This window comes from Halomonas sp. ABH4_019 (assembly GCF_056159885.1).
Genome location: NZ_JBSWWC010000004.1, coordinates 26,839 through 47,928, shown reverse-complemented (window position 1 = coordinate 47,928; position 21,090 = coordinate 26,839). Strand labels below are relative to the sequence as shown.

General features: G+C 67.1%; 21 protein-coding genes. 11 read left to right on the top strand and 10 right to left on the bottom strand.

All coding sequences use genetic code 11. The features are described 5' to 3' along the window. Nucleotides 1–198 precede the first annotated feature (198 nt). The gene (locus ACXAFN_RS15945; RefSeq protein WP_474990262.1) at nt 199–1,794 is read left to right on the top strand and encodes a ribonuclease J; all 1,596 of its coding nucleotides are present in this window, start codon (nt 199–201) and stop codon (nt 1,792–1,794) included. Nucleotides 1,795–1,997: 203 nt separating this feature from the next. On the opposite strand, the gene ACXAFN_RS15940 is transcribed toward ACXAFN_RS15945, so the two are convergent. The 7 genes from ACXAFN_RS15940 to mobA all read right to left on the bottom strand — a co-directional run bounded on the left by ACXAFN_RS15940 (nt 1,998) and on the right by mobA (nt 7,218). Further along, nucleotides 1,998–2,291, bottom strand: a complete 294-nt coding sequence (locus ACXAFN_RS15940; protein WP_474990260.1) for an H-NS family histone-like protein — start codon at nt 2,289–2,291, stop codon at nt 1,998–2,000. A gap of 232 nt (nt 2,292–2,523) precedes the next feature. Further along, nucleotides 2,524–3,516, bottom strand: coding sequence for a GTP 3',8-cyclase MoaA (gene moaA, locus ACXAFN_RS15935; RefSeq protein WP_474990258.1), 993 nt, complete (start codon nt 3,514–3,516; stop codon nt 2,524–2,526). Next, on the bottom strand, nt 3,513–3,974 hold the full coding sequence (gene moaE / locus ACXAFN_RS15930) for a molybdopterin synthase catalytic subunit MoaE (protein WP_474990256.1): 462 nt from the start codon (nt 3,972–3,974) through the stop codon (nt 3,513–3,515). Before moaE ends, moaA begins: the two co-directional genes overlap by 4 nt. Before the next feature lie 2 nt (nt 3,975–3,976). Then, nucleotides 3,977–4,786, bottom strand: coding sequence for a cyclic pyranopterin monophosphate synthase MoaC (gene moaC / locus ACXAFN_RS15925; protein WP_474990254.1), 810 nt, complete (start codon nt 4,784–4,786; stop codon nt 3,977–3,979). 10 nt (nt 4,787–4,796) lie between these two features. Then, entirely contained in the window at nt 4,797–6,050 is a 1,254-nt protein-coding gene (gene moeA / locus ACXAFN_RS15920; protein ID WP_474990252.1) for a molybdopterin molybdotransferase MoeA, read from the bottom strand. Next, entirely contained in the window at nt 6,047–6,634 is a 588-nt protein-coding gene (mobB, locus tag ACXAFN_RS15915; protein WP_474990250.1) for a molybdopterin-guanine dinucleotide biosynthesis protein B, read from the bottom strand. The genes moeA and mobB overlap by 4 nt, the downstream gene beginning before the upstream one ends. Further along, complete coding sequence (gene mobA, locus ACXAFN_RS15910) at nt 6,631–7,218, bottom strand: molybdenum cofactor guanylyltransferase MobA (protein ID WP_474990248.1); 588 nt, start codon at nt 7,216–7,218, stop codon at nt 6,631–6,633. The genes mobB and mobA overlap by 4 nt, the downstream gene beginning before the upstream one ends. Before the next feature lie 217 nt (nt 7,219–7,435). Between mobA and ACXAFN_RS15905 the strand changes: the two genes are divergently transcribed. Further along, on the top strand, nt 7,436–8,020 hold the full coding sequence (locus tag ACXAFN_RS15905) for a cupin domain-containing protein (RefSeq protein ID WP_474990246.1): 585 nt from the start codon (nt 7,436–7,438) through the stop codon (nt 8,018–8,020). Between the two features lie 129 nt (nt 8,021–8,149). On the opposite strand, the gene mmsB is transcribed toward ACXAFN_RS15905, so the two are convergent. From mmsB to ACXAFN_RS15890, 3 genes are all read right to left on the bottom strand, one after another. After that, nucleotides 8,150–9,052, bottom strand: coding sequence for a 3-hydroxyisobutyrate dehydrogenase (gene mmsB, locus ACXAFN_RS15900; protein ID WP_474990244.1), 903 nt, complete (start codon nt 9,050–9,052; stop codon nt 8,150–8,152). A gap of 215 nt (nt 9,053–9,267) precedes the next feature. Then, nucleotides 9,268–10,422 carry an enoyl-CoA hydratase/isomerase family protein gene (locus ACXAFN_RS15895; protein ID WP_474990242.1) on the bottom strand — a complete coding sequence of 385 codons (1,155 nt, stop codon included), beginning with the start codon at nt 10,420–10,422 and terminating at the stop codon, nt 9,268–9,270. Nucleotides 10,423–10,444: 22 nt separating this feature from the next. After that, a complete protein-coding gene (locus ACXAFN_RS15890; RefSeq protein WP_474990240.1) occupies nt 10,445–11,611 on the bottom strand; it encodes an acyl-CoA dehydrogenase family protein in 1,167 nt (388 codons plus the stop codon). A 227-nt stretch (nt 11,612–11,838) separates the two neighbouring features. Here ACXAFN_RS15890 and ACXAFN_RS15885 point away from each other — a divergent pair, with 227 nt between their 5' ends. The 9 genes from ACXAFN_RS15885 (at nt 11,839) to ACXAFN_RS15845 (ending at nt 21,008) form a co-directional block, all read left to right on the top strand. Then, nucleotides 11,839–12,282 carry a MerR family transcriptional regulator gene (locus ACXAFN_RS15885; RefSeq protein ID WP_474990238.1) on the top strand — a complete coding sequence of 148 codons (444 nt, stop codon included), beginning with the start codon at nt 11,839–11,841 and terminating at the stop codon, nt 12,280–12,282. Between the two features lie 108 nt (nt 12,283–12,390). Then, nucleotides 12,391–14,082, top strand: a complete 1,692-nt coding sequence (locus tag ACXAFN_RS15880; RefSeq protein WP_474990236.1) for an AMP-binding protein — start codon at nt 12,391–12,393, stop codon at nt 14,080–14,082. Nucleotides 14,083–14,285: 203 nt separating this feature from the next. After that, entirely contained in the window at nt 14,286–14,939 is a 654-nt protein-coding gene (locus tag ACXAFN_RS15875; protein WP_474990234.1) for a c-type cytochrome, read from the top strand. A gap of 339 nt (nt 14,940–15,278) precedes the next feature. After that, nucleotides 15,279–15,770 (top strand): cupredoxin domain-containing protein, encoded by a 492-nt coding sequence (locus tag ACXAFN_RS15870; RefSeq protein ID WP_474990232.1) that lies wholly within the window; start codon nt 15,279–15,281, stop codon nt 15,768–15,770. Between the two features lie 2 nt (nt 15,771–15,772). Further along, nucleotides 15,773–16,438, top strand: coding sequence for a response regulator (locus ACXAFN_RS15865; protein ID WP_474990231.1), 666 nt, complete (start codon nt 15,773–15,775; stop codon nt 16,436–16,438). Further along, nucleotides 16,425–17,741 carry an ATP-binding protein gene (locus ACXAFN_RS15860; RefSeq protein WP_474990229.1) on the top strand — a complete coding sequence of 439 codons (1,317 nt, stop codon included), beginning with the start codon at nt 16,425–16,427 and terminating at the stop codon, nt 17,739–17,741. The genes ACXAFN_RS15865 and ACXAFN_RS15860 overlap by 14 nt, the downstream gene beginning before the upstream one ends. A gap of 73 nt (nt 17,742–17,814) precedes the next feature. Next, nucleotides 17,815–19,704: a copper resistance system multicopper oxidase gene (locus tag ACXAFN_RS15855; RefSeq protein WP_474990227.1), complete on the top strand. Its 1,890-nt coding sequence runs from the start codon at nt 17,815–17,817 to the stop codon at nt 19,702–19,704. Nucleotides 19,705–19,734: 30 nt separating this feature from the next. Next, entirely contained in the window at nt 19,735–20,484 is a 750-nt protein-coding gene (locus ACXAFN_RS15850) for a copper resistance protein B (protein WP_474990225.1), read from the top strand. 110 nt (nt 20,485–20,594) lie between these two features. Continuing rightward, nucleotides 20,595–21,008 carry a hypothetical protein gene (locus tag ACXAFN_RS15845; protein WP_474990223.1) on the top strand — a complete coding sequence of 138 codons (414 nt, stop codon included), beginning with the start codon at nt 20,595–20,597 and terminating at the stop codon, nt 21,006–21,008. Nucleotides 21,009–21,090: the final 82 nt, after the last annotated feature.

The following is a 21,090-nucleotide window of genomic DNA, read 5'->3' as shown; positions in this document are numbered from 1 at the left end:
TGTAGCGAAATCGCCGGCGCGGGTCAGACCCGTCGGCGGGCCATTTCGACGCGTTGTGGCTCGGCGCCACGATCCCGTATAGTGAAAACCACATTTTCCGTTTCCGGCCCCGCGATGCCCCAACCCCGTGTTCAGATCCGCCCACGTCGCCGCCCTCCCCTGCGCTTCCTGCCGCTGGGGGGCTGTGGGGAGATCGGCATGAATCTCAGCCTCTACGGGTACGGGGAAAGGAACCAGGAAAGCCGCTGGATCGCCGTGGATTGCGGCATGATGATTCGCCAGGACCTGCCCGACAGCCCGCTCCAGGTCCCCGACCTGTCGACCCTCGATACGCTGGGCATCGCGCCCGAGGCGCTGATCATCACCCACGGCCACGAGGATCACATCGGCGCCGCTGCCTGGCTGTGGCCACAATGGTGCTGCCCGATCCACGCCACCCCGCTCGCCGCCGGGCTGCTGCGCGCCAAATTCGCCGAGCGTGGGCTGGGCCAGCAGGCTATTCGGGTCATCGAGCCCGGCGAGGCGCTCGAGGTCGGCGATTTCACGCTGCGCTACCTGCCGCTGACGCACTCGATCCCCGAGAGCTGCGCGCTGCTGATCACCGCCGGCACCCACCGCGTGCTGCACACCGGAGACTGGAAACTCGACCCGGCGCCGCTGATCGGCCCCAGCGTGGATCGCGAGACCTACCAGGCGCTGGCGCCGGTCGACCTGGTGGTGGGCGACTCCACCAACGCGCCGCTGGCGGGCCACTCGCGCAGCGAGGGCGAGGTCGCCGACGCCCTGGCCACGGCCATCGACGGCTGTGAGGGGCGCGTGGTGGTGAGCTGCTTCGCCAGCAACCTGGCCCGGGTGCTCGCCATCGGCCGTGCCGCCGAGCGCTGCGGCCGCCGAGTCAGCCTGATGGGGCGTTCGATGGAACGCATGGTCGGGGTGGCCCGGGGGCTCGGCTACCTGGACGACATGCCGCCCCTGGTGCCGGTCACCGACCTGGGCTACCTGCCCCCCGAGGAAGTGCTGGTGATCGCCACCGGCAGCCAGGGCGAACCCCGGGCGGCGCTATCGCGACTGGCCAAGGGGCGTCACCCGCATTTCGAACTGGAACCCGGCGACAGCGTGATCTTCTCGTCCAAGGCCATTCCCGGCAACGAGCGGCTGATCGACGGGCTCAAGCGCGCCCTGAACCGACTCGGAGTCTCGCTGCTGGACGAGGCGAACCATCCCGAGCTGCACGCCTCCGGCCACCCGGCCCAGGAGGAGCTCAGGACCCTGTACGGATGGGTCCGACCCCGGCACCTGCTGCCGGTACACGGCGAGTCCCGTCACCAGCAGGCGCACCGGGACGTGGCCCAGGCGCTGGGCATCCAGGCCCCGGTGGTTCCCCGCAACGGCGACATGATTCGCCTGGACGGCGACGGGCTGCATCGCGAAACCCGCCACACCCAGACCCCACGCATCATTCACCAGGACGAGGTCGCCAGGCTACCCGGCCTGGGCGGTGGCAGCGAGCATCGCCATGGCCAGCTGCACCTGGCCCTGACGGTGGCCACCACCGAGCATGGCTGGACCCGCATCGGCCGACTGCTGCTGGACACCAGCGAGGCGAGCCCCCTCGACGAGGACGCCTTCACCGACTGGCTCGACGACTGCCTGGACGAGATCCGCGGCGAGTCGCTGGCGGACCTGCGCCTGGCCCTTCGGCCGCGCATGCTCGCCTGGTTCGGCGACCACCTGCGCCGCATGCCCGAGATTCATCTGCAGATCCTCGCCGCGGAACCCGAGGTGTCGGGATAGAGGTGCGCGGTGCGAGGTGCGAGGTGCGAGGTGCGAGGTGCGAGGTGCGAGGTGCGAGGTGCGAGGTGCGAGGTGCGAGGTGCGAGGTGCGAGGTGCGAGGTGCGCTAGGCTGAGATAATCCTGGGTAAAGACAAACCCCGAAGGTCGCGACCTTCGGGGTTTCGTTTTCACTCGACACGCGGCACCGGTGAGGCGCCGGGCGTTACGCCTTGTCGGCGGTCTTCTTCGGCGGACGGCCGCGCTTACGCTGGGGCTGCTCGGGCACCAGGTCGTCGATCGACAGGCCCGCCTCGTTGATCTGTTCACGAATCTCGGCGAGCTTGCGTGCCTTGAGGGCTTCCTCTTCCTGGCGCTGACGCTCTTCATCGTTCTTCTGTTCGATGACCTCGCCGATCACCTCGGCCAGCTTATGGAGTTGCTCCATGCTGAGTTGACGTGCTGCCGCGCGGGCGACGTTCTTGTTGCGAGCGATACGCTCCAGGGTATGTTCTGACATTGCCCCCTCCATGACGAGAATTGACGCACGGTCGACATCTGACCGATGTACGGAAAAGTATATGCGTCACGGCGGCTTTGGCAAGAAAAGCGACACGAAAATCCCTCGGGAACACTGCCGAACACCTGGTGAGCCCGGCGATGTTCGCCTCGAAAAAATCCGGCTATTGAGACCAGGGGAGACTCCACCAGGCGCGGCATTTGGGTCGCCGCACCCGGTGGAGTCGGGCCGACTAGCCGCCGGTCATGTTCATGAAGCGCACGACCTGAACGTCGCCGTCGGTGGTGAAATGATGCCGCTCCGGCTTGAGGGGCATGGCCGCGACGATGGCCGCCTTGAGGGCATCGATGTCGCCGGGGTGACGACGCAGGACGGCGCGCAGGTCCACCGAGTGCTCATTGCCGAGACACAGCAGCAGGCGGCCCTCGACGGTGACGCGCACGCGGTTGCAGCTGGAACAGAAGTTATGGCTGTGCGGCGAGATGAAGCCCACCCGGGTCTCGCTGTCGAGCATCTGGAAATAGCGCGATGGCCCCAGGGTCGATTCGGTGGTGGGCACCAGGGTGTGACGGGTCTCGATCATCGCCTGGACATCGTCGCTGGAGCAGAAGGTCTCGTCGCGGCTATGGTCCGAGACGTCGCCCAGCGGCATCTCCTCGATGAAGCTGATATCGAGCCCCTCGCGCCGGGCGAAGTCCACCAGGTCGACGACCTCGTCGTCGTTGCGCCCCTTGAGGATCACCGCATTGAGCTTGATGCGCTCGAAGCCGGCCTGCTTGGCGGCACGAATGCCGTCGATGACCTTGGCCAGGTCCCCGGTGCGGGTCAGGCGACGGAAGCGCTCCGGATCCAGGGAATCGATGCTGATATTGAGGCGCTGCAGCCCGCCTTCCTGCAGCCGCTCGGCATACTTGGGCAGGCTGGCGCCGTTGGTGGTCATGGCGAAGTCCCTGAGCCCCGGTAAGGCACCGATGTCGGCTACCAGGCGATCGATGTCGCGCCGCACCAGGGGCTCGCCGCCGGTGAGACGAATCTTCTCCACGCCGAGTTCGGTGAAGGCTCGCGCCACCAACGCCAGCTCCTCGAGGGTGAGCACCTGGGCACGAGGCAGAAAGGTCATCTCCTCGCTCATGCAATAGACGCAGCGAAAATCGCAGCGATCCGTGACCGAGATGCGCACATAACGCACTCGCCGGCCGAAGTCGTCAATGAGCTCGTCGGTCATGATGAGGTCTCCCAGCGTCTGGCGTCCTGGTGATCGGTCTCGCGTTCGGCCACCCAATAGTCACCGCTGGCGGTGTGCTCCTTCTTCCAGAAGGGCGCACGGGTCTTGAGGTAATCCATGATGAAATCGCAGGCCTCGAAGGCGGCACGTCGATGGGCGCTGGCGACCACCACTAACACGATGGGATCCCCAGGGGCCAGGTGTCCGACCCGATGAATCAAGCGCACTCCCTGCAGGGGCCAGCGCGATTCTGCCTCGTCGACGATCGACCCGAGGGCCGACTCGGTCATGCCCGGATAATGCTCCAGGCTCAGCGCCTGCACTTCGGGTCGCTCGTTGAAATCGCGCACCAGGCCGGTGAAGCTGACGACCGCTCCGATATCGGTGCGGCCCTCAAGCAGATCGCGTTGTTCGGCGCCGGCGTCGAAGCCTTGTTGTTGTACGCGCACGCGTGACATGTTCAGCCTCCGGTGACCGGGGGAAAGAAGGCGACCTCGTCCTGGGCGGTCAAGGGTGTGGCGTTGCCCGCCATCACCTGATTGACGGCGCACAGCACCCGCCCCTCGTCGAGACCGGCGAAGCGCGGATCCATGGCCTTCAGGGCGGCCTTGAGCCCGCCCACATCGGCACTCTCGAGGGACTCGAACGGCACCGAGACCTCACCGACGCCGAGGCGCTCGCGCAATTCAGCCAGGCATTTGACCAGGACGCAGGGCTCGTCCAGGCCGCAGCGCGCGCCCAGGCTGACCTCGCCGGCCTCGCCCTCGCCGGTGACGATGGGCGCCTCGCCGGGGCCGATGTCGCGGCGATAGTCGCCCGACTTGCCGCCGACCTTGGTGTCCAGGTGGATCTCGCCGATCTCCATGTCCTTGTCCACCGCCTTGCACATGTCGTAGAGCGTCAGGCAGGCCACCGAGACGGCGGTCAGCGCTTCCATCTCGACGCCGGTGCGCCCGGTCAGCCGGCAGGCGGCGGTGACGCGCACGCAGGCGTTGGCCTCGTCCAGCTCGAAGGCCACGCTGACCTTGGACAGCGGCAGCGCGTGGCACAGCGGGATCAGCTCGTGGGTCCGCTTGGCGGCCTGGATGCCGGCGATCCGCGCCGTGGCCAGGACATCGCCCTTGGGCAGGCCGCCGTCGGCGAGCAGCGCCAGGGTCGCCGGCTGCATGCGAATCACGCCGGAGGCGCTCGCCTCGCGGCGGCTCTCGGGCTTGTCGCCGACATCGACCATGTGGGCTTCGCCGCGGGCATTGAGGTGCGTCAGGCTCATGAAAGGGGCCTCATGACAATCGGGAAAGGGGTTGGATGACCACCGCCTCGCCGGGCTCGACCGACCCACGGGTCGCGTCGAGCTCGATCAGGCAGTCGGCGGCCACCATCGAAGACAGGATGCCGGAGCCCTGCGCCCCGGTCGGCCGCACCCAGCGCCGTCCCTGGGCGTCGCTGCGAGTGATCCCGCGCAGGTAGTCGGTGCGGCCGGTGCGGCTTCTCAGCGGGGCCTCGGCCAGGGCGCTCTGCCGGACCGGCTCGAGGTCGGCGCGCCCCTGCAGACGCCCCAGCAGCGGGGCCACGAACTGCAGGAAGGTGACCATGACCGCCACCGGGTTGCCGGGCAGGCCGAGAAACGGCACCCGGCGCTCGCCGAGCATGCCGCAGGCCAGCGGCCGCCCGGGGCGAATGGCGATGCGCCAGAAGGCCAGCCGGCCGACCGCCTCCAGGGCCTGACGGGTATAGTCCGCCTGGCCCACCGAGACGCCGCCACTGGTCAGCACCAGATCGGCCCGCTCGGCGGCGTCCTCGAGGGCGGCGGTCATCGCCGTGCGGTCGTCGGCCAGGATGCCGAGGTCGAGCACCTCGGCGCCGTGCTCCACCAGCAGGCCGGCCAGCGAGAAGCGGTTGGCATCATAGATGCCGGCCGCCGGCAGCGGCTCGCCCGGGGCGGTGACCTCGTCGCCGGTGGAGAAGATCGCCACCCGGGGGCGTCGCGCCACCGCCACTCTGGCGAGGCCGAGCGAGGCCAGCAGGCCCAGCTCGGCGGCGCCGAGCCGGATGCCGGCGGCCAGGGCCCGCTGCCCCCGGGCGATGTCTTCCCCGGCCTGGCGCACATGCTGGCCACGGCGCACCCGATCGGGCCGGTCGACACGCACCCGACCGGCCTCGTCGCTGACCTGCTCGCGCATGATCACGGTGTCCGTCCCTGGCGGCAGCGGCGCCCCGGTGGTGATCGCCACGCACTCGCCGGGGGCGAGCGAGGCCTCGCGGCGGCTTCCCGCCAGCACCTCGCCGACGCGGCGCCAGCGGGCCGGGGGCTCGCCGTGCTCGGGCCAGGCCAGGGCGATGCCGTCCATGGCGGCGTTGGTGTTCTGGGGCACGTCGATGGGCGAGACCGCCTCCTCGGCCAGCACCCGGCCATGCAGTGACGCGAGGGGCAGCCGCTCCACGGGGAGCGGACCGGCGACCAGGCCGGCCAACGCCTCGCGGGCCTCCGCCGGCGACAGCATGCGCTCGCCGAGGTCGAAGCAGGAGAGCGTCATGGGCGAAGCTCCCCGGCACGGGGACGGCGCTGGTCGCGCCAGCGGGCGGGCCAGGCGGCCACCCAGTCGGCCAGCCGTTCGAGGTCGTTGAGGTCCAGTGCCTCGACACCGGCCGGCAGGGGCGGCGTGCCGTCGCTGGCCACCGCCTTGACCCAGGCGTCCTCGGCGGCGCGCAGCGGCTTGCCGAGCGCCTCGCGATAGAGCTCGAGCTTGGGCAGCGGCCAGGCCTTGAAGCCCTCCACCAGCACCAGGTCCGGCGCCCTGGGGCGCACCATGGCGACCAGCTCGGCGAGGTCGGCCTCCTCGCGGTCGGGGGTCTCCATCATCAGCGCGATCCGCGCCCGCGAGGCCACCAGCATCGGCTCGGCCCCGGCCTGGCGCAGGCGGTGGCTGTCCTTGCCGGGCTGGTCCACGTCGAAGGCGTGATGGGCATGCTTGATCACCGCGACCCGCAGCCCGCGCCGGCGCAGCGCCGGCAGCAGCCGCTCCAGCAGGGTGGTCTTGCCGGTGCCGCTCCAGGCGGCGATGCCCAGCAGCGGCAGGTCGTCGATCAACGGCAGGGGGCCGTCGTTGGCAGCGTTCATGGACGCGCCTCCTCCAGCCGCCGCCGATCGGCCTCGGTATTGAGGTTGGCGAAGGCCTCGGCGCAGTCCGACATGTCCACGGGCTGCCAGGCATGGCGGGCATACCAGCGATCGATCTTGCGCTCACCCTGCGCCAGCGACCGGCCCAGGTCGTCGACCAGCGAGCGGCGGATCAGCGCCACCACCGGGTGCAGCCGCTCGCCGTCATGGGCCACGGCGATATCGGCCTCGCCGCGGCCGTCCACCAGACGCGCGACCAGATCGTCCGGCAGCGCCGGGCTGTCGCAGGGCACCACCACCAGCCAGTCGGTGGCCGCCGCCCGCAGTCCGCTGTAGATGCCCATCAACGGCCCCTGGTAGCCCGCCTCGACATCGCCGATGACCCGATTCCCCCACTCGGCGTAGGCCTCGCCGTGGCGGTTGGCGTTGATCAGCAGCTCCGCCACCCGGCCGACGAGGGGCGCGCGGGCATGGCAGACCAGGGGCTGGCCGGCGAAGGGCGCGAGGCCCTTGTCGCGGCCGCCCATGCGTCGGCCCTGGCCACCGGCCAGGACCAGGCCGGTGAGGGCGTCACGGTGGATCACAACGAGGCTCCAGCAGGATGATCGGGCATGGCCTCATGATGCCTCAGCCTCGCCGCAGGTTCCATGACCAGGGGGTCAGGTTCCGTGCCGATCGCGACATCGGGGCCGCCGCGACTTATCGCCGAGGCCCGCAACCGGTATCATCCGTCAAGAATTTTCCACGATCTGACATTTCCCGACATGAGCAGGATCGCGGCCCGCGCCGTGAACGATAAAAATGGATGAAGGATTCAACGTAGGCGCCCGCCTCCGCCAGCTGCGCCTGGAGCGGGGGCTCTCCCAACGCGAGCTCGCCAAGCGCGCCCAGGTCACCAACAGCAGCATCTCGCTGATCGAGCAGAACAGCGTCAGCCCCTCGGTGAGCTCGCTGAAGAAGATCCTCGATGCCCTGCCGGTATCGATCAGCACCTTCTTCGCCGGCGAGGAAACCAGCCACCCTCGGCCCTTCTACAAGGCCGGCGAGCTCACCGAGATCGGCGACGGCAAGCTCTCCTGGCGACTGGTCGCCGCGCGTCGCCCGGACCGGCGCATGTCGGTGCTCCACGAGCGCTACCCGCCGGGCGCCGACAGCGGCGAGGAGATGCTCGAGCACGACGGCGAGGAAGGCGGGGTGGTGATCTCGGGCCAGATCGAGATCACCGTCAACGGCGAGGTGGAGGTGCTGTCGGAAGGCGACGCCTACTACTTCGATTCGCGGCTGCCCCACCGCTTCCGCAATATCGGGGAGCGGGAATGCGTGATCGTCAGCGCCAATACCCCGCCGTCGTTCTCCGACGGCGGGGAGGAGTTGCATCATGGGTAGTGGTGAGTGGTGAGTGGTGAGTGGTGAGTGGTGAGTGCTGAGTGGTGAGTGGTGAGCCACGGGCAACATACTGCTCGTGGCTCGTGGCTCGTGGCTCGTAACCTGTAGCCCGCTGCCCGCTGCCCTAGGCTAGGACTCCTCCCCCGCCCGATACAGCGTCTGAATGCTGGAGAAGTCCAGCCGGCCGCTGCCCTGGGCGCTGTGCAGGGCGAACAGGTTGCGTGCCTGGGAGCCCATGGGCACGCTCGAGCGGGTCCTGAGGGCGAGCTCCCAGGCCAGCCCCAGGTCCTTGGCCATCAGGTCGGTGAGGAAGCCGCCCTGGTAGTCGCGCGACGCCGCCGAGCCCTCCATCACCCCGGGCCAGGGGTTGTAGACGTTGAGCGCCCAGTTGCCGCCGCTGCTCTGCTTCATGATCTCGGAGAGCACGGCAGGGTCCAGGCCATTCTTGACCCCCAGGGCGAGCGCCTCGGCGGTACCGCTCATCAGGATGCCGAGCAGCATGTTGTTGCAGATCTTGGCCACCTGGCCGGCCCCCACCTCGCCGGCATGGAAGATGTTCTTGCCCATGACCTCGAGCACCGGCGTCGCCTTCTCGAAGCCGGCCGCGTCGCCGCCGACGATGAAGGTCAGGGTACCGGCCTTGGCCCCGCCGATGCCGCCGGAGACCGGGGCATCCAGGTAGGTCAGGCCGCGTGCGGCCGCGGCCTCGCCCACCAGGCGAGCATCGTCCGGGGAAATGGTCGAGGCGTCGATGATCAGCGGCTGGTGCGCCAGGGCATCGAGCAGCCCAGCCGACTCGTCGTTGCCGAGATAGAGCCCGCGCACGTGGGTGCCGGCGGGCAACATGGAAATGACCACCTCGGCGTCGCGACAGGCAGCCTCGGCGCTCTCGCCGCGCCGGGCGCCCTGCCCCTCCAGTGCCGCCACGGCGTCCTCGACCAGGTCGAAGACGCAGACGTCGTGGCCGGCGCCCAGCAGGTTGGCGGCCATCGGCGCGCCCATGTTGCCGAGTCCGATGAAGGCAATTGTCATGGCGTTGCTCCTTGAGTCCGATACAGGAAACACTGCCTAAATGCCTGCGCATGTAAATCGCTTCGTTGCGCGGTGCTCGAAAGCTCGCCTAACCCTTCGTTATGTCTCGCTTTCTGTGCTCCGTGCGCCTTGCGATTCACTCTGCTCGGCGATTTACTCAGCACTTCCTGAAGGCTGTTGATGTTGTTGTGCAATACGGCAAGCGCGCGAATCGACTAGCCGACCCGATGGCCCACGCCGAGGTCTCGCAACGGATGCGCCTCGCTGGACCAGGGCGAGGTCAGCATCCCCTGGATGTCCGCCTCCGGCACGCTGGCCACGTCGGCATGCGACCAGCGCGGCCGCTTGTCCTTGTCGATCAGCAGGGCACGCACGCCCTCGACCAGGTCGCCGCGATGGCAGCACTGCACCGAGAGGCCGAGCTCGTCGCGGAAGGCATCGGCCAGGCTGGAGTGACGATGGCGCTCCAGCATCCGCCACACCAGATGGGCGGTCATCGGGCAACCGCTGGCCAGCCGGGCGCGGTTGGCCGAGAGCCAGGGGTCATCGCGATCGTCGGCCAGGATGCGCGCCACGGCATCGCCGGGTCCGGCCTCGCCGACCAGCGCCTGGAGGTGGTCGCGGCGCGGCCAGACCTGGCCCTCGGGCGCGGCGTCGCGGGCCTCGAAGCGGTCGAGCACGCCCTCCACGGCGAGCCGGCAGTCGGCCGGCTCGCGGTCGCCGTAGTCGGCCTCGGCGAGGGCGCCGAGCAGATCGTCGCGTCGCTCGCGCGGCACAAAGCGATCCGCCAGGCCGAGGTCCAGGGCGTCACGCGCGTTGAGCTGGGCGCCGGTGAGCCCCAGGTAGGCCCCGATGCCGGGCGGCATGCGGTTGAGGAACCAGCTGGCGCCGATGTCCGGATAGAGGCCGATGGTGATCTCGGGCATGGCGATCAGCGTGGTCTCGGTGACCAGGCGTTGGAAACCGCCCGCCATCAACCCCAGGCCGCCGCCCATGACGATGCCGTCACCCCACACCAGCAGCGGCTTGGGATAGGTATGGATGCGATGGTCGAGGCGGTACTCGGCGGTGAAATAGGTCTCGGGGAACAGGCCGCCACGCTCGGCGCCGCGCACGTCGCCCTCCTCGGTGAGCGAACGATACAGCGCCACCACGTCGCCGCCGGCGCAGAAGGCCTTGTCGCCGGCCCCTTCCAGCCACACCGCCACCACGCTGCGGTCCACCGCCCAGGCCTCGAGCTTGGCCGAGAGGGCCTGGATCATCTCCAGCGACAGCGCATTGAGCGACTTGGCCGCATTGAGGGTGGCCACGCCGACCCGACCGCCGCCGCGGGTGGGCAATTCGTCGAAACTGACCGCAAGGTCCGACATCACTGTCTCTCCTGGTGTCCGGTTACTGAAGCGATTCGATGACGCCGTCGGCCAAGAGCCGCCGGGCGACGATCAGCCGCATGATCTCGTTGGTGCCCTCGAGGATCTGATGGACCCGGGTGTCGCGCACCAGGCGCTCGAGGGGATATTCGCGGATATAACCATAGCCGCCGTGAAGCTGCAGGGCCTCGTTGCACACGTTGAAGCCCATGTCGGTGGCGAAGCGCTTGGCCATGGCACAGTGGGCGGTGGCCTCGGGATCGCCCTGGTCGAGCCGCCAGGCGGCATGGCGCACCATCAGCCGAGCCGCGGTGAGCTCGCTTCCCATGTCGGCGAGCTTGAACTGCAGGGCCTGGAAGCTCGCCAGCTCCCGGCCGAACTGCTTGCGCTCGGCCATGTAGTCGCGGGACAGGGTCAGCGCCTGCTGGGCCGCGCCCAGCGAGCAGCTGGCGATGTTCAGCCGCCCGCCGTCGAGCCCCTTCATGGCGAACTTGAACCCCTCGCCTTCCTCGCCGAGGCGATTGCCCGCCGGCACCCGCACCCCGTCGAAGCTGATCAGGCAGGTCGGCTGGCTCTTCCAGCCCATCTTGTCTTCCTTCTTGCCGACCGCAACGCCGGCCGCACCGGAGGGCACCAGGAACGCCGAGACGCCGGCGGCGCCGCTGTCCGGTTCGCCGGTGCGCGCCATCACCACCAGCACCTCGGTGGCCCCGGCCCCGGAGATGAACATCTTCGAGCCGCTGATGACGTATTCGTCGCCTTCCCGGACCGCCTTCGTCTTGAGGCTGGCGGCATCGGAACCGGCGCCGGGCTCGGTGAGGCAGTAGGAGCCCAGGGCATCACCGGCTATCATGGCCGGGACATAGCGCTCGCGCAGGGCATCGCTGCCCCAGCTGGCGACCATCCAGGTGACCATGTTGTGAATGGTGAGGTAGGCGGTGGTGGCGATGCAGCCCTGGGCGAGCTGCTCGAAGATCAGCGAGGCATCGAGACGCGACAGGCCCAGGCCGCCCTGCTCCTCCGGCGTGTAGATGCCGAGGAAGCCGGCCTCCCCGGCGCGACGGATGACGTCCACCGGGAAGTGGCTGCGCGCGTCCCAGTCGGCGGCGTGGTCGGCCAGCTCGACCCGGGCGAAATCGGCGGCGGCGTCGGCCAGCGCCTTCTGGTCATCGGTGAGCGAAAAATCCATGGGCACCTCTCGTCGAACGGCGTGGAGAACGGGGTCCGGTCGCTCGCCGGCCGCTCGCCGCAAGGCGAGGACGGCCGGCTCGGTGGCAACCAACCTAGCACTTGCTCGGTTTATCCCATATCACCCCATGGTCGAACAAGCACTTTACGTTAACGTAAACCTCGTCTAGGGTTTGCTGACGAGGTGGGAAACCGCCGGTGGACCACCCGGCTACAGGAACGATCGCCATGAGTCGACCCTCATCACAGGCCCCGGAAGCCAGCCAGGACACCCTGCCCCGACAGCAGCGTACCTACAGCATCGGCGAGCTGGCGAAAATGTTCGAGGTCACGCCACGGACCATCCGCTTCTACGAGCAGGAAGGGCTGCTGGCCCCGACCCGGCAGGGTCAGAAGCGCATCTACCGCGAAAAGGACCGGGTGCGCCTCAAGCTGACGCTGCGCGGCAAGCGCCTGGGCTTCTCGCTGGCCGAAATCCGCGAGGTGGTGATGATGTACGACGCCATGCCCGACGGAAACGCGCGCCAGCTCAAACGCCTGCGCGAGATCCTCAGGGAGAAGCGCGCCGACCTGGAGCAGCAGCTCGAGGATATCCGCCTGATGCGCATGGAGATCGACGACGTGGACCAGCGGGCGCGGGAGGTGCTGCGCCAGCTGGACCAGGACGACTGACGGCGTCGCACGGTGACCGCCACGGCATCGCGCGACGCAGGCCGGGCCATGATCCCCGGGTGGCGCTTCCCCGCCCAACGCGTTCATGCCACAACAACGAGAGCCACCATGTCACGCCTAATCCGCCACAACAGCTACGTCAGCGGCACCAGCGACAATCCCCTGAAGGGCCAGACCATCGGCGACTGCTTCGACGACACCGTCGCCCGCTTCCCCGACCGGGACGCCCTGATCAGTCGTCACCAGGGACTGCGCTACAGCTGGAAGACCCTCCAGACGGCCGTGGATCAGGCGGCCCGCGCCTTGCTGGCCCAAGGCGTCGCCAAGGGGGATCGGATCGGCATCTGGTCGCCGAACTGCGCCGAGTGGACCATCACCCAGTTCGCCACCGCCAAGCTCGGCGCCATCCTGGTCAACATCAACCCCAGCTATCGCACCCACGAGCTGGAATATGCGCTGAAGCAATCCGGCACCTCGACGCTGATCCTGCAAGGCGCCTTCAAGACCTCAGACTACGTGGCCACCCTGGCCGAGCTGGTGCCCGAGTTGCATGAGGGCAGCCCGGGCCGGGTCGACAGCCCCGCCCTGCCCGACCTCGAGCGGGTGATCTGCCTGGACGCCGAGCGCGCCCTGCCGGGCATGCAGACCTGGGAAGGCATGCTCGCCCGCGCCGAGGAGGTCTCCGCCGATCGGCTGGCCGAGGTCCAGGCCGGGCTGCAGTTCGACGAGCCGATCAACATCCAGTACACCTCGGGCACCACCGGCGCCCCCAAGGGCGCCACCCTCTCCCATCACAACATCCTCAACAACGGCTTCTTCGTGGCGCGCACCATGGGCCTCAGCGAGGCCGACCGCATGGTGATCCCGGTGCCGCTCTATCACTGCTTCGGCATGGTGATGGGCAACCTGGGCTGCATGACCCACGGCGCGGCGATGATCTACCCCGGCGACGGTTTCGAACCCCAGGCCGCGCTGGAGGCCGTCGCCGAGGAGCGCGCCACCGCCCTCTATGGCGTGCCGACCATGTTCATCGCCGAACTGGAACACCCGGACTTCAACGCCTTCGATCTTTCCAGCCTGCGCACCGGCGTCATGGCCGGCTCCATCTGCCCCATCGAGGTGATGCGCCGGGTCATCGAGCAGATGCACATGGAAGGCGTGACCATTTGCTATGGCATGACCGAGACCAGCCCGGTGAGCCTGCAGACCCAGACCGATGCCCCGCTGGACAAGCGCGTCACCACGGTGGGCACCATCCACCCTCACCTGGAGGTCAAACTGGTCAGCCCGGACAGCGGCGCGGTGGTGCCGCGGGGCGAGACCGGCGAGCTGTGCACCCGCGGCTACAGCGTGATGCTCGGCTACTGGAACAACCAGGAGGCCACCGCCAAGGCCATCGACGCCGCGGGCTGGATGCACACCGGCGACCTGGCGACCATGGACGACGAGGGCTACGTGACCATCGTCGGGCGCATCAAGGACATGATCATCCGCGGTGGCGAGAACATCTATCCCCGCGAGATCGAGGACTTCCTCTATACCCACCCGGCGATCTCCGACGTCCAGGTGATCGGCGTGCCCGACAAGAAGTACGGCGAGGAGGTGATGGCCTGGGTCAAGCTGGGCGACGGCGAGGCCCTCGACGAGGAAGCGCTCAAGGCCTTCTGCCAGGGCAAGATCGCCCACTACAAGATCCCGCGCTACGTGAAGTTCGTCGACGAGTTCCCGATGACGGTCACCGGCAAGATCCAGAAGTTCAAGATGCGCGAGGAAGCGACCCACGAGCTGGGCCTCGCATAACCAGGCCCGGGATCGAGGCCCCACGACAGGCTCGACAAGACGGCAGGCGCGAGCCCTGATGGTTTCCGCGCCTTGCCCCTCTCTCCATCCAAGGTATACACGCGTCACGGGGACGAGTAGTGTCTTGGATCTTGGATCATGGCGAGCGTGGGCCTGACATGTCGAGCCCGCGCTTGCCGCCTCGATACCGGAGAGCGTCCGCTATGTGGAAAATGGTTCTCGGCGCCGCCTTGGCGCTGCTGGTCCTCGCTGCCGGCACCATCGCCTTCATGTTCAGCGGCATGTACAACGTCGCCGCGACGGAGAAGCATTCGACACTGGTCGGCACCGCCCTGCAAGCCACCATGCATGCCTCGGTCGAGGCGAATGCCGCGAACATCGAGGTCCCGGACCTCGACGATCCAGGCATGGTGCGAGCCGGCGCCACCGCCTATGACGAACTCTGCGCCGCCTGCCATCTCAAGCCGGGCCTGGAAGACACGGTGCTGCGGGCCGGCCTTAACCCCCGACCGCCACGCTTGTCGCGAGCCGGCCACCAGGATCCCGCCAAGCAGTTCTGGATCATCGACAACGGGATCCGGATGACCGGCATGCCAGCCTGGGGCGTGACGCACGATGACCGGGAAATGTGGCAAATCGTGGCCTTCCTGCAGCGCCTTCCCGAGCTATCGACGGCGGATTACCAGGCCTTGACGATCCCGACGGACGCACCGGACGATGGCCATGACCACCAGCATGGCGACACCGCCGCCATGTCACGTTCGCCGGCCGACGACCACGGACACAACGCGCACCACGGCTCGGGGGAAAACGCCTCTTCCGGGGGCGATCATCATGCCGACGGCCATGCCCATTGACCCCGCTGGCCCCCTGCCGCCGAAAGGGGCACCGCGCGTGGCGAACGCGCCAACGGTAAGCGATGCCACCTGGGGGCCTACGCGATGAACGGCGGGAGCACGACGCGTCGTTCTTGAAAGCACCCCGTGCCGCCCCCTCACCTGCACTCCTCGGCGCGACACGCCTGCAGAACATCACTGAGTCATGTTGAGCACATGGTGGCCCCGGCGCGATTGGTCGCAGAACGACCAAGGGCCACGGACTCATGAACGGGGGTTGCCCGACCAGACGTTCAGCAACGATTCAGCTTGATGACCTAGAACGGTGGCATCCACGATGACACGAGAAGAGGTATCAAGATGCGCACGACCTTCCTCACCATGATTGCCGGCCTGGCGTCATCCGCCGCCCTGGCCGGCGCCGGGCACGGCAACCACGACTCCCAGACCACCGCTCATCCGCCGGTCGATCGCACCCTCGCTTTCGAGGCGGGTGACATGTGGTTCACCCCCGGCAAGCTGGCACTCGCCCCCGGTGAAACGGTCCGTTTCGACATCACCAACTCCGGACAGCTCGAGCATGAATTCGTGATCGGCGACAGTGAGGCACAGTCAGCGCATCGTGAGATGATGCGTGAGATGGCCGCAGGCGGCGGGCATGACATGAGCGCCGGGCACCATGGCGGGGGACACGATGATGCGGGTAACATGCCGGCGGTGACCATCCCGCCCGGCGAGACCGCGACGCTGGTCTGGACCGCGCCGCACGATGTCGAGGAAATGGAGTTCGCCTGCAATATTCCCGGCCACTACGAGGCAGGCATGCACGGTGCCATCCAGATCGAAGGCTAACCATGAAGCTATTGCTCCTCGAGGACGATGACCTGCTCAGCGAGAGCCTCGCGGAGACACTGGGCGACCAAGGCTACCGCGTCGATACGGCCGCACACCTACGTGTGGCCGATTCGCTGATGCAGACGGAGGATTACGCGCTGGTCATCCTGGATCTCGGGCTTCCCGACGGGTCGGGCCTCGACCTGCTCGAGCGCTGGCGGAGAAACGGACACACGCAACCCATCCTGGCACTCACGGCCCGTGATACATGGGAAGACAAGGTCGTTGGCCTACGCCGCGGGGCGGATGACTACCTGACCAAGCCGTTCCACGAGGAAGAATTGCTGGCCAGGCTGCATGCCCTGTTGCGCCGCCAGCACGGCAATACCGGCAATGTGCTGAGGGTCAACGGCATTCATCTCGACGAACACCTCCAGCGCGTAAGCACCGACGGCACCGCCTGGCAGTCGCTGACGGCCACCGAATTTCGCTTGCTGCGCTATCTGATGCACCACCCCGATCGCGTTCACTCCAAGCTTCGCCTGCTCGACCAGCTCTACGCCCTGGAACAGGATGCCCCGGCGCCCAACCTGGTGGAGGTCTATATCGGGCGGCTGCGCCGACGGCTCGGCAAGGATGTCATCCAGACGCGCCGCGGCCAGGGATACATCCTTGCCTCTTCTTGATCGGCGCAGCCTGAGGGGCAGGCTGCTCGTCTGGCTGGGCGGGGCGGCCTTCCTGGTGATGGCGATGACCTGGTTGCTGCATGGCATCCTGCTGCGAGACCTGGCCCGTGATTTCCTCGGCGATCGCCTGCGCCAGGAGGCCGCCTACACGATCGAGCGGCTTCGCAGGGAGCCGACCGCCCGCCCCCCGCTCACCGCCCCGACGAGCCTGGCGGCGCGGGTCTTTCACCATCTCTACGTGCTGCGCTTCGACGGCGAGGTCACCACCTCCCATCCGGCCTGGCTGGAGGCCCTCCATCCGTTTCTGGAGAGTGCCGATGCCTCGCTGATCGACGTTCATCGCCAGGGGAGTCACCTGCTCGTCTATCGTCGAGCCTTCTCCTTCGACGGTCACGAAGGCATACTGCTCGTCGGCGAGAGCTTCGACCGGGTCGAAGCGGGGTTGAGTCGATTGCATTGGTGGATCGGCGTCATTGCCGGGCTCGTCCTGCTGCTGCTCATCGGCTTGAACCTGCTCGCCGTGAGGGCCGGCCTGGGCCCGATCGCGCAGCTGCAGCGACAGCTCGAAGAACTTCGCCAGGGCACACGGGCACGCCTGCAGTTGACGGTTCCCGCCGAACTCGAGGCCCTGGTCTCACAACTGAACCGTTTCATGGATGCCCAGGAAAACCGCCTGAAGCGCTCCCGACATGCCGTGTCCGATCTGTCCCACGCCCTGAAGACGCCTCTGGCCGCGATCATGCAGGTCATGCGCGGCCAGCGCCCCATCGATCCACCGCGGCGGGCCAAGATCCTGGCCCGTCTGGAGGACATGCAGGCGCAGCTGAATGCCGAACTGCGTCGCTCACGTATCGCCGGGGCCGACTCCGGCCAGCACACCTTTCCCGAGCGCGAGCTGTCTACCCTGCTGGACATGTTTCGCACCCTCTACCCCGACAAGACCTTCCTGTCCCTCGGCATGCCCGAGGCCGAGGCGAGAATGGCCATGGAGCGACAGGACTTCATGGAAATGGCGGGAATCGTACTGGACAACGCCGGCAAGTGGGCGCGACATATCATCCGCATTCACGCAACCGTCAGCGACGGCCTCTGCCTGATGGTGGAAGACGATGGCCCCGGCGTGCCGACAGAGCAGCTCACGCGACTGGGCCAGCGAGGACGACGCCTCGACGAGGGGCGGCCCGGCCATGGCCTGGGGCTCTCGATCCTGATCCAGCTGCTGGAGCACTATCGGGGCACCATCGAGTTTCAGGCACCGCCCGACTCGGGCCTGCGGGTCCGCCTCCATATTCCCGCGGCCTGATTCGACATTCAGCCAGGATTCAGCTGGCCACGGCATCATCGACTCCCTCCATCGCCTCGGAAAGGAGTCGTGCATGACGAAGGCCAACCAAACGGCATCCCCGCTGACCCGACGCCAGGTGCTCAAGGGCGGCAGCGCCCTGGGGCTCGGCGCCATGGCGCTCGGGCTGTCCCCGGCCTGGGCGTCGCCCTGGGGCCAAGCCGCGGCATACCCACACGGCACCGAGCAAGGTCCCAATGTCTCGCTAGCCATCCGCCGTGAGCCGTTTCCGGTAGCGGGCAAGTCGGCTCGCCCCATCAGCATCAACGGCACCAGCCCGGGCCCGCTCGTTCGCCTCCGGGAAGGCCAGGACGCCGTGCTACGCGTCACCAACCTGCTGGAGGAACCTACCTCGATCCACTGGCACGGCTTGATACTGCCGCCGGAGATGGACGGCGTGCCCGGCGTCAGCTTCGCAGGCATCGCCCCCGGCGAGACCTTCACCTACCGCTTCCCGGTACGCCAGAACGGCACCTACTGGTATCACAGCCACTCCGGCCTGCAGGAACAGCTCGGCCATGCCGGCCCCCTGATCATCGACGCCGCCGAGCCAGAGCCGTTTCGCTATGATCGCGAACACGTACTGCTGCTGACCGACTGGAGCTTCGAGGACCCTGCGACCATTTTCCATAACCTGAAAATCGGTGAAGGCTACTACAACTTTCAGGAAAGAACGGTCGCGGATTTCTTCGCCGACGTGGAGCGACACGGCTTTGCCGATACCGCCGCACAGCGCGCCATGTGGGCGGATATGCGCATGAGTTCCCGTGACATCGCCGACGTCACCGGTAGCACCTACACCTATCTGATGAACGGGCAATCTCCGTCACAGAACTGGACGGCACTGTTCAAGCCCGGTGAAACCCAGCGGCTTCGCGTCATCAACGGCTCGGCGATGACCTACTTCGACGTGCGGATTCCGGGGTTAACGATGACGGTCGTGGCCGCCGATGGCCAACCGATTCAACCCGTGCCCGTCGAGGAGTTTCGCATCGGCGTCGCGGAGACCTATGACGTCCTGGTCACTCCCGAGGCGAATACGGCTTATACGCTTTTCGCCGAGTCCATGGACCGCAGCGGCTACGCCCGCGGCACCCTCGCGCCCAGGCTCGGCATGACAGCCCCCATCCCGGTACGCCGCCAGATTGCAGACCGAGGCATGGAAGCCATGGGCGCACACGCGGGAATGGACATGTCGGGAATGTCCGATATGCAAGGCATGGACCACTCGGCCATGCAGGGCACGGATAACGCCAGGATGCCCGGCATGGACCACTCGACCATGCAGGGTATGGATCATGCCAGGATGCCCGGCATGGACCACTCGACCATGCAGGGTATGGATCATGCCAGGATGCCCGGCATGGACCACTCGACCATGCAGGGTATGGATCGAGGTCACATGGCCGACGCGGCATCCGGCAGGACCGACGGCATGTTGCCCGTGGGCGTTGCCCAGCCAGGCTCCCGCCTCGATCAGCCAGGCATCGGTATCGATCCGGGTGAGCGCCGAGTCCTGGTCTATCGCGATCTCAAGGCACTGCGTCCCTGGCCGGATCGTCGCCCACCAGGCCGCGAACTCGAGCTGCACCTGACCGGCAACATGGAACGTTACATGTGGTCCTTCGATGGCAAGAAGTTCAGTGAGGTCACGGGCCCCATCCACTTCGAGAAGGACGAGCGCCTGCGGTTGATCCTGGTCAACGACACCATGATGGAGCATCCCATTCATCTGCATGGCATGTGGATGGAACTCGAGAATGGCGCCGGCGAGCTGATTCCTCGCAAGCACACCCTGAACGTCAAGCCCGGAGAACGTCTCTCCGCCTTGATCACCGCCGATGCCGAGGGTAGCTGGGCCTTCCACTGCCACCTGCTCTACCACATGGATGCCGGCATGTTCCGGGTCGTCAAGGTCGCCTAAGGAGGGTTCATGAAAGCCAAAAGGATCGCCGTGAGTCTCGGCACCACTATCGCCATGCTGGCCGCCACCGGCATACAGGCCGAGGACGGTTACGATGCGCCAGCGCACTGGCCATCGCCCATCGTCGAGCATCCACGCGGCTCACTGCTCATCGACCGCCTCGAATACGCCAGGCCCGACGAAGGAGACGATACCCTGGCATGGGACTTTCGCGCCTGGTATGGCGGCGACGTCAACCGGGTCTACCTGAAGGGAGAAGGCGAGAACGTCCAGGGCGATGGCGAGGCCCCCGAATTCGAGAGTCTCGATCTGTTGTATAGCCGTCTGATCGCTCCCTTCTGGGAGCTGCAGGGGGGAATCGGCTACCAGGGGGGCATCGCCACGGATGACCATCTCGAGCGCTACTTTGGCGTCATCAACCTTCAGGGGCTGGCGCCGTATCGCCTCGAGACCGACGCCGATCTGCGCATCAGCGAAGACGGTGATATCTCGGCAAGTCTGGAGAGTGAATACGATGTTCGCCTTACCCAGCGGCTATTCCTTCAGCCCCGCCTGGAGATGGCGGTCTCTGCCGACGAGGTGCCGGAGTTCGGCATCGGAAAAGGCCTGAACTCCGTGCGCACTGGGCTTCGCCTGCGCTATGAGTTTCACCGCAAGTTCGCACCCTACATCGGCGGCTACTGGCAGAAAACGTATGGTGATACCGCCGATATGGCACGAGCCGAGGGCGAGGCCACCGAGGATAGCGGGATCGTCGCCGGCATCCGCATGTGGTATTGAACCAACGGCTTCTCCCCCGCCACAAAATCGTTAGACATGGCACTTCTTTCAGCGTCGTTTCAGCCAGGGCTTCCATACTCGATCATGTCAACCAGACAAGGAGATGCATCATGAAACGCTATACCACCCTGATCGGAGCCACCATGCTGGGGCTGTTCTCGGCAGCGACCTTCGCCGTCACCGGCAGCCAATCATCGGAACCGGTGATGTTGGAAGCCGGCGTTTCCGACAGCCAACTGATCTCTCAAGTGCCACAACGCTATAGCCTCCAGATTCAACAGGCAACGACGCTGCAATTGAGTAGCGAGCACCTGGCCAGCGACTCCAGCGAGAACGTCCGCATCCAAGGTCGCCTGTATGATGATGCGGGAAATCTGATCGCTCAAGCTGCCGATCCGCGCGGGCACTTCCTGATGACCGAGCGGGTATCTCCCGGCACCTATATCCTGGAGGTCTCAGGCGACGCCATGGGAAGCCCCAACGACGTGTCCTCACGCTATAATCTGCATGTGGACGTCGAGTAACCCAACTCCCGACTAGTGTCCTGCATCAGAGGTTGACTGTAGAATTCTGGCGGCCCCTTGCGCCGCCATGCCGCGTTGCCAC

Coding starts and splice junctions, on each gene's coding strand:
- ACXAFN_RS15945 (WP_474990262.1), top strand. CDS start 199: ATGAATCTCAGCCTCTACGGGTACGGGGAAAGGAACCAGGAAAGCCGC.
- ACXAFN_RS15940 (WP_474990260.1), bottom strand. CDS start 2,291: ATGTCAGAACATACCCTGGAGCGTATCGCTCGCAACAAGAACGTCGCC.
- moaA (WP_474990258.1), bottom strand. CDS start 3,516: ATGACCGACGAGCTCATTGACGACTTCGGCCGGCGAGTGCGTTATGTG.
- moaE (WP_474990256.1), bottom strand. CDS start 3,974: ATGTCACGCGTGCGCGTACAACAACAAGGCTTCGACGCCGGCGCCGAA.
- moaC (WP_474990254.1), bottom strand. CDS start 4,786: ATGAGCCTGACGCACCTCAATGCCCGCGGCGAAGCCCACATGGTCGAT.
- moeA (WP_474990252.1), bottom strand. CDS start 6,050: ATGACGCTCTCCTGCTTCGACCTCGGCGAGCGCATGCTGTCGCCGGCG.
- mobB (WP_474990250.1), bottom strand. CDS start 6,634: ATGAACGCTGCCAACGACGGCCCCCTGCCGTTGATCGACGACCTGCCG.
- ACXAFN_RS15905 (WP_474990246.1), top strand. CDS start 7,436: ATGGATGAAGGATTCAACGTAGGCGCCCGCCTCCGCCAGCTGCGCCTG.
- mmsB (WP_474990244.1), bottom strand. CDS start 9,052: ATGACAATTGCCTTCATCGGACTCGGCAACATGGGCGCGCCGATGGCC.
- ACXAFN_RS15895 (WP_474990242.1), bottom strand. CDS start 10,422: ATGTCGGACCTTGCGGTCAGTTTCGACGAATTGCCCACCCGCGGCGGC.
- ACXAFN_RS15890 (WP_474990240.1), bottom strand. CDS start 11,611: ATGGATTTTTCGCTCACCGATGACCAGAAGGCGCTGGCCGACGCCGCC.
- ACXAFN_RS15885 (WP_474990238.1), top strand. CDS start 11,839: ATGAGTCGACCCTCATCACAGGCCCCGGAAGCCAGCCAGGACACCCTG.
- ACXAFN_RS15880 (WP_474990236.1), top strand. CDS start 12,391: ATGTCACGCCTAATCCGCCACAACAGCTACGTCAGCGGCACCAGCGAC.
- ACXAFN_RS15875 (WP_474990234.1), top strand. CDS start 14,286: ATGTGGAAAATGGTTCTCGGCGCCGCCTTGGCGCTGCTGGTCCTCGCT.
- ACXAFN_RS15870 (WP_474990232.1), top strand. CDS start 15,279: ATGCGCACGACCTTCCTCACCATGATTGCCGGCCTGGCGTCATCCGCC.
- ACXAFN_RS15865 (WP_474990231.1), top strand. CDS start 15,773: ATGAAGCTATTGCTCCTCGAGGACGATGACCTGCTCAGCGAGAGCCTC.
- ACXAFN_RS15855 (WP_474990227.1), top strand. CDS start 17,815: ATGACGAAGGCCAACCAAACGGCATCCCCGCTGACCCGACGCCAGGTG.
- ACXAFN_RS15845 (WP_474990223.1), top strand. CDS start 20,595: ATGAAACGCTATACCACCCTGATCGGAGCCACCATGCTGGGGCTGTTC.